Origin of the sequence: Micromonospora sp. ATA51, from assembly GCF_016802855.1 — a bacterium.
GTDB lineage: Bacteria > Actinomycetota > Actinomycetes > Mycobacteriales > Micromonosporaceae > Micromonospora > Micromonospora sicca.
Genome location: NZ_JAEVHJ010000361.1, coordinates 1 through 6432, shown reverse-complemented (window position 1 = coordinate 6432; position 6432 = coordinate 1). Strand labels below are relative to the sequence as shown.

6 protein-coding genes and 2 pseudogenes are annotated in these 6432 nt (G+C 72.3%); 3 read left to right on the top strand and 5 right to left on the bottom strand.

The annotated features are described in order from the left end of the window. Positions 1-1239: bifunctional 3'-5' exonuclease/DNA polymerase (locus JNW87_RS32995; protein ID WP_238455027.1), on the top strand; the 1239-nt coding region annotated here is incomplete at its 5' end. A 142-nt stretch (positions 1240-1381) separates the two neighbouring features. Beyond that, a complete protein-coding gene (locus JNW87_RS32990) occupies positions 1382-1975 on the top strand; it encodes an NTP transferase domain-containing protein (protein ID WP_109805361.1) in 594 nt (197 codons plus the stop codon). Between the two features lie 36 nt (positions 1976-2011). Here JNW87_RS32990 and JNW87_RS32985 read toward each other — a convergent pair whose 3' ends face one another. Both JNW87_RS32985 and JNW87_RS32980 read right to left on the bottom strand, forming a co-directional pair. Further along, on the bottom strand, positions 2012-2911 hold the full coding sequence (locus JNW87_RS32985) for an amidohydrolase family protein (RefSeq protein WP_109805362.1): 900 nt from the start codon (positions 2909-2911) through the stop codon (positions 2012-2014). A gap of 156 nt (positions 2912-3067) precedes the next feature. Beyond that, a complete protein-coding gene (locus JNW87_RS32980; protein ID WP_109805363.1) occupies positions 3068-4216 on the bottom strand; it encodes an RNA-guided endonuclease TnpB family protein in 1149 nt (382 codons plus the stop codon). A gap of 23 nt (positions 4217-4239) precedes the next feature. Between JNW87_RS32980 and tnpA the strand changes: the two genes are divergently transcribed. Further along, positions 4240-4668: an IS200/IS605 family transposase gene (tnpA, locus tag JNW87_RS32975; RefSeq protein WP_109805364.1), complete on the top strand. Its 429-nt coding sequence runs from the start codon at positions 4240-4242 to the stop codon at positions 4666-4668. A 52-nt stretch (positions 4669-4720) separates the two neighbouring features. Here tnpA and JNW87_RS32970 read toward each other — a convergent pair. The 3 genes and pseudogenes from JNW87_RS32970 to JNW87_RS32960 all read right to left on the bottom strand — a co-directional run. Beyond that, positions 4721-5012, bottom strand: a pseudogene (locus JNW87_RS32970) (amidohydrolase); the annotation flags it as partial. Between the two features lie 2 nt (positions 5013-5014). After that, the gene (locus JNW87_RS32965; RefSeq protein WP_109805365.1) at positions 5015-5824 is read right to left on the bottom strand and encodes a metal-dependent hydrolase; all 810 of its coding nucleotides are present in this window, start codon (positions 5822-5824) and stop codon (positions 5015-5017) included. A 101-nt stretch (positions 5825-5925) separates the two neighbouring features. Further along, a pseudogene (locus JNW87_RS32960) lies at positions 5926-6432 on the bottom strand (hypothetical protein); the annotation flags it as partial.

The window sequence follows — 6432 nt, the reverse complement described above, 5'->3', positions numbered from 1 at the left end:
GACCAGCTCGCCCGGATCGCGGCGACCGAGCACCCCGGCCGGTTCCGCCTGCTGGTGGCGGCGGAGTCGGCGGGCGCGCTGATCGCCGCGGAGATGGGGGCGGCCGGGCTGCCGTGGCGGGCCGAGGTGCACGACGAGCTTCTCGCCGAGCTGCTCGGCGAGGCCTCCCCGGTGGGTGGGCCGCCCCGCCGGCTGGCCGAGCTGGCCGCCCGGATCGCCGCGGCGTTCGGCGTACGCCAGCTGCACGCGGACTCCCCGGCGGAGCTGTTGAAGGCGTTCGCCCGGGTCGGCGTGGAGCTGCCGAACACCCGGGCCTGGGTGCTGCGCGGGGTGGAGCATCCGGCGGTGCCGCTGGTCCTGGAATACAAGGAGCTCTACCGGATCTGGACGGCGCACGGCTGGGCGTGGCGGGACGCCTGGGTCTCCGGCGGCCGCTTCCACGCGGAGTACGTGCCCGGCGGGGTGGTCTCCGGCCGGTGGGCCACCCGGGGCGGCGGCGCGCTGCAGATCCCGAAGGTGATCCGGCGGGCGGTGGTGGCCGATCCCGGCTGGACCTTCGTCGTCGCCGACGCGGGCCAGTTGGAGCCGCGGGTGCTGGCCGCGGTCTCCGGGGACGCCCGGCTCGCGGCGGCCGGCGGGGCCGGCGACCTCTACGCCGCGCTGGCCCGGGACGCCTTCGCCGGTGACCGGGCCCGGGCCAAGGTGGCCCTGCTCGGCGCGATGTACGGGCAGACCGGCGGCTCGGCGGTGCCCGCCCTGGCGGTGCTCAAGCGGAACTACCCGACGGCCTTCGGCTACGTGGAGGCGGCGGCGCGGACCGGCGAGGCCGGTGGCCTGGTCCGCTCCTGGCTCGGGCGCACCTGCCCGCCGGGCTCGCTCGGTTTCGCCGACGGCGACGAGGCGGCCCCGGACGCCGGCGCGGACCCGCAGGGGCCCCGGGCCCGCGCCGCCCGCTCCCGGGGCCGGTTCACCCGCAACTTCGTCATCCAGGCGACGGCCGCCGAGTGGGCCTCCACGCTGCTGGCCACGTTGCGGACGGCCCTCGCGGGCACCGATGCCGAGCTGGTCTTCTTCCAGCACGACGAGGTGATCGTGCACTGCCCAACCGGGCAGGCCGACGCGGTGGCGGAGGCGGTCACCGCCGCGGGCGCGCGGGCGGCGGCGCTGCTCTTCGGCGACACCCCGGTGCGGTTCCCGCTGGACCTGTCCGTCGTCGACTGCTACGCCGATGCGGCATAGTCGGCAATTTTCCCTTTTGCCCCGCTACCCCGCGCCGGGCGCACTCGTTGGGCCCGTTGTGCGTACGACGGGACGGACCGGGCGCAGGTGAGCCGGTGCCGTCCCCACGGTCGAGGGGGCGCAGCTGAACCGGATCGCAGGAATGATCATCGCGGCGGGCGGTGGACGTCGCATCGGCGGACCCGAGGCGCTGCTGCACCAGGGGGAGAAACCCCTGGTGAGCCGGATGATCGACACGATGGTCGAGGCCGGCTGCGAGCAGATCGTGGTCGTACTCGGCGCGGCGGCCGACCAGGTCCGCCAGACGACCGACCTGACCGGGGCTACCGTGGTGGTCAACCGGGCGTGGGGGACCGGGGTCGGTTCCTCGATCCGCGCCGGCCTGGCCGCCCTGACCGACGACGGGATCGAGGCGGTCGTCGTGGTGCCGGTCGACATGCCGGGGCTGACCGCCGGAGCGGTCCGGCGGGTCGCCGCGCTGCCGTACCCCGACGTGCTGGTCTGCGCGACCTACGACGGGCTGCGCGGCTACCCGATGCTCTTCGGCCGCCGGCACTGGGCCGGCATCGCCACCCTGGCCAGCGCCGACGTCGGCGCCCGGCCCTACCTGCTGGCGCACAAGGACCAGATCGTCGACATCGCGTGCGACTCGATCGCCGACGGCAGTCGGATCGACAGCCCCGAACTGATGGCGCTGTACGGGCTCAGCGTGCCCGAGCAGCGGGTGGGCGTCTGACCGCCCGCCGCGCCGGCCGGGCTTCCACGCCCCGACTCAGGCCAGGTCGAACAGGGCCGCCGCGTTGCCCCAGCAGACCGCCCGCAGCCAGTCGTCGCCGAGACCCAGTTCGGCCAGCCCGGTGAGCTGCTCGGCGTACGGGTAGGGGAGGTTCGGGAAGTCGCTGCCGAGCAGCACCTTGCCGGCCAGCCCCAGCTCGCCCAGCCGGGGCAGGTCGCCGGCCGGGAACGGCATGAACCGGTTGAAGAACGAGGTGAACGCCATGGTGGTGTCCAGCCGCACCCGCTCGTACTTCTCCGCCAGGTCGAGGAACGCGGTGTAGTCGGGCGCGCCCAGATGGGCCACGACCGCGGTCAGCCCCGGATGCCGGGCGAGCAGCGCGGCGAACGGCTCCGGGCCGGTGTGCGCGGTGCCGACCGGTGCGTGCCCGGCGTGCACCACCACCGGTACGCCCGCGTCGGCGAGCAGCCCCCACACCGCGTCCAGCGCCGGGTCGGTGGGGAGGAACCCGCCGACCTGGACGTGCACCTTGAACACCCGGGCGCCGGCGTCGAGCGCCCCGGCGACGTACCGGACGGCGTCCGGCTCGGGGTAGAAGGTGGCCGAGGGCAGGCAGCCGGGGGTGGCGTGGGCGAACTCCAGCGTCCACCGGTTCAGCGCCTCCGCCATCCCGGGCCGGTGCGGGTACGCCAGCGCGGTGAACGCCCGTACGCCGAGCCGGCGCAGGTGCGCCACCCGCTCCGCGTCGCTCCACCGGTACCGGATCGGCCACTCCGTGCCGACCAGCGGCCCGGCCGCGTCGAAGTATGCCCACACCTTGCGCAGCAGCCGGGGCGGCAGGAAGTGGGTGTGCACGTCGGCGAGCCCGGGCAGCCCCAGCCGCTGCCAGAACGAGGGTACGGCCCGGTCCTCGACCGGCGGGCGGCCGCCCTCCACTACGCCAGACTGCTGGGCCGGCCCGTCCGGCGAATCGGCCGGCGGTCGCGTCCCGCCGGCTGGCGGGTCGGGTGGGTCGGTCACACTTCGATGGTCAGCTTCTCGGCCCTGAAGGGGCTGAGCTTGCGGATCGTTGCTCGGTGCTGGCTGCATCGGTCACGCCGCGTTCGGAAGGCTGACGGCTGCCCAGTCCGCGGCGCCGCGTGCGGCGATGTTGCGGGCTGCGTTCACGTCGGCGTGCTCAGCGAAGCCGCACGACGTGCATCGGAAGGTGGATTGGTTGGGTCGGTTGGCCTTGGCGACGTGCCCGCAGGCGGAGCAGCCCTGCGAGGTGTACGCCGGGTCGACGTAGACGAAAGCCACTCCGGTCCGCGCCGCCTTGTAGGCGATGAACTGGCGGAGTTGGTGGAATGCCCACGAGTGCAGTGTGACCCGCTGGGGTCGTCGGAGCCGTACCCGGTCGCGGATGCCGCCCAGGTTTTCCAGGGCGATGCCGCGGCCGGTGCGTTCGGCCTCGGTCACGATCTGCTTGGCGATGCGATGGTTGATGTCGGCCGCGAATCGCGCTTCCTTGCGGCGGCGGGCCTTCAGGAGCCGCTTGGCGGACTTGGTGCCGATGCGCTGAAGTTTGGCCCGCAGCCGCTGATTACGATGGCGCACCCGGTTCAAACCCTTGCCGCAGTGCCGGGTCCCGGCGCTGGTGGTGGCGATGTTCGCGATGCCCAGGTCGACGCCGAGGAACCCGTCGGGCTCCTTAACCTCGACGTCAGGGATGTCGCAGGTGGCGTACAGAAACCACTTGCCGTCACGGTGCACCAGGTCAGACTCGCCTCTGCGGTGGGCGGACAGCACCGCGTACTGCGCGTCAGAGCACCCGAATCGGATGCCGGCCTGTCGGCCCGCCGTCGCCCAGATGGAGACTGTGCGGGAGCGCATCTGCCAGGACAGGCAGCGGTCGTCGAACGGTTGGGCGGCGTCGCGGCGGAACACGATCGGCTTCGCCTCAGCCTTGCGGCGGCGCTTCGACCCGGGTTTGCCGAGGTTGCCGGCACGGATGTTGGCCTTCAGCGTGGCGTAGGCGCCGGCGACCTTGCGGGCGACGTGGATCGCCGGCTGGGCCGACAACCCCATGTCCTTCAGCCGCCGGTAGGTGAGTCGCTGCAACGCCTGCTTGGCGAACACCCGCGCCCGGTACGCCTCGGCGGAGGCGAGGTTCGCGGCGTCGTTGCACAGGGTCAGCGTGTCTCGCAACGCCGCCTCCTGGCCGGCGTCGGGAAACAGCCGCACCTGCACGACGAGCTTCACGTCCGCAGTATAACGTCTGGCCTATGTCACCACGATGGACCTCGGACCCCAATATCCGGCGAGGCCGCAGCATCGTTCACGACCTGCACGCACATCTGGTATTCGTCACGAAATATCGCCGCGGTGTACTCGATGAGGCGATGCTCGCCCGCTGCGAGCAGGTCATGACCGACGTGTGCGCAAGCATGGAAGCCGAACTGGCCGAGTTCAACGGCGAGGACGACCACGTACACCTACTCGTGCGCTACCCCCCGAAACTAGCGATCTCCATGCTGGTCAACTCCCTCAAAGGCGTGTCCGCTCATTACCTGCGCAAGGAATTCACAGGCCAGATCAACCGGCACCTCATACACGGCCACCTGTGGTCACCGTCCTACTTCGCCGCATCCTGCGGCGGGGCGCCCCTGGCCATAGTCAAGGATTACATCGACCGGCAGAAGTGCCCCGAGTGAACCCCCATTCCTCCCGGCCCTGAACCGCCGGATTTCCTGGCGATCACCTGCTGAACACCCGTGCCTTGGCGCGCAACGCTTCGGTGAGGTAGCGGATGGCCCGGGCTCGGGGAAGAAGGTGGCCGAGGGGAGGCGGCCGGGGGTACGCGCGGCGAAGTTGAGCGTCCAGCGACTCAGCGGCTCCGCCATCCCGGGCCGCTGCTGTACGCCTGCGCGGCGAACGCCCGGACGCCGAGCCGGCGCAGGTGTGCCACCCGCTTCGCGTCGTCCTACCGGTAGCGGATCGGCCAATCGGTGCCGACCAGCGGGCCGGCCGCGTCGAAGTACGCCCACACCTTGGCCAGGCTCAAACCTCGATGTTGAACCGCTGCAGCACCGACGGCGCGACCAGCCCCACCGCGGCGAGCACCGCGAGGACGGTCAGCGCGGCCCGCAGCACGATCACCTCGGCCTTGCTGCCGGTGCGCAGCGCGATGCCGTTGGGCAGGCCGACCATCGTCCACATCCGGCGTCTGATCGGGATCGGCCAGAGGATCGGCACCCCCGCGCGGGTGATCATGTCGCCGAGGATGTGCACGAAACAACCCACCCCGACGGCGAACCCGATCAGCGGATAGCCCCGGTCGCCCGGCAGGTTGGCGAAGGTGAACCAGGCCGCGGCGGCCGAGGCCAGCGTCACGATCACCCAGCCGGCCCGCTCGGCCCACTCGTCGAAGAGCCCGCGCAGGGCCAGCCCGATCATGAAGAACAGGATGCTGACCACCGCCCACTTGCCGTAGTGGGCGCAGAGCGCGGTGGTGCCCCAGCCGACCAGCCCGGTGAACGGGAGGGTGTGGGTCAGGGTGCGGTGCCCGTTGTTGCGGCGCGGGTCCTTGCTGAGCTTGGTGGCGTAGTAGACCCCCAGCGAGATCTTCTCCATCACCTCGGCGATGAAGAGGCTGAACACGCCGAAGGTCCGGGCCACGGTCGCCCCGCCCTGGTTGCGGGTCACCTTGCCGGAGAGGTCGAGGTCGGGGAAGAGCGCCCCGCCCGCGCAGACCGCGGTCCCCACCGCGAGCGCCAGCGGCGTCTGGTGGTAGTCGGCGAACTGGTCCAGCGCCCACGACCCGGTCAGCCACACCGCCGCGCCGGACAGCGCGTGGGACGGTCCCATCATGTCGGCTCGCCCTCCCCAGAGATCTTGATCGACAAAACTACGCCACTGTAATCAGCCGCGTCGCCGAGGGGCATCACCCGGACGGTCCACTGGGGAGGGGGTCAGAGACCGGGCCGGAAGCTCTGCCGGATCATCAGGAAATATGTCGCGTTGACCTGCCAGTCGAACTCCTTTGTCAGCCATGAGACGGTGTACGCGCGGCCCGGCGCGACGGTCAGCAGCAGCCGGGCGGTGTGCACCTTGTCGCCGGCCGCGGTGACCCAGCCGCACTCCCAGAGCGCGCCGCCCCGGAACATGTCGATCGGCCCGATCTCGACCCGCCGGTAGTCGGCCAGCCCGCCGTCGCCGGTGAGCCGCCGCTCCTCCGCCCGCCAGTACGCCACCGGGTCGGCCGGCGCCGCCGTCGCGCCCACGCTCAGCAGCCGGGACCCCGCGGGCTCCCGGAAGCAGGTCACCCCGCCGTCGGTCCAGCGCAGCCAGTCCACTGGCACGGCGATCCGGAACCCGGTCGGGTCGACGTACCAGGTCCAGGCGGGGAGCAGGCCGAAGCGCTCCCCGGCCGGGGCGGGCGCGGAGCGGACCGGAGTGGCCCCGGCCGGCGGAGCGGT

Bases quoted from the DNA above. Each gene is read 5' to 3' on its own strand.
- JNW87_RS32990 (WP_109805361.1), top strand. From the start codon at position 1,382: ATGATCATCGCGGCGGGCGGTGGACGTCGCATCGGCGGACCCGAGGCG.
- tnpA (WP_109805364.1), top strand. From the start codon at position 4,240: ATGTCACCACGATGGACCTCGGACCCCAATATCCGGCGAGGCCGCAGC.
- JNW87_RS32965 (WP_109805365.1), bottom strand. From the start codon at position 5,824: ATGATGGGACCGTCCCACGCGCTGTCCGGCGCGGCGGTGTGGCTGACC.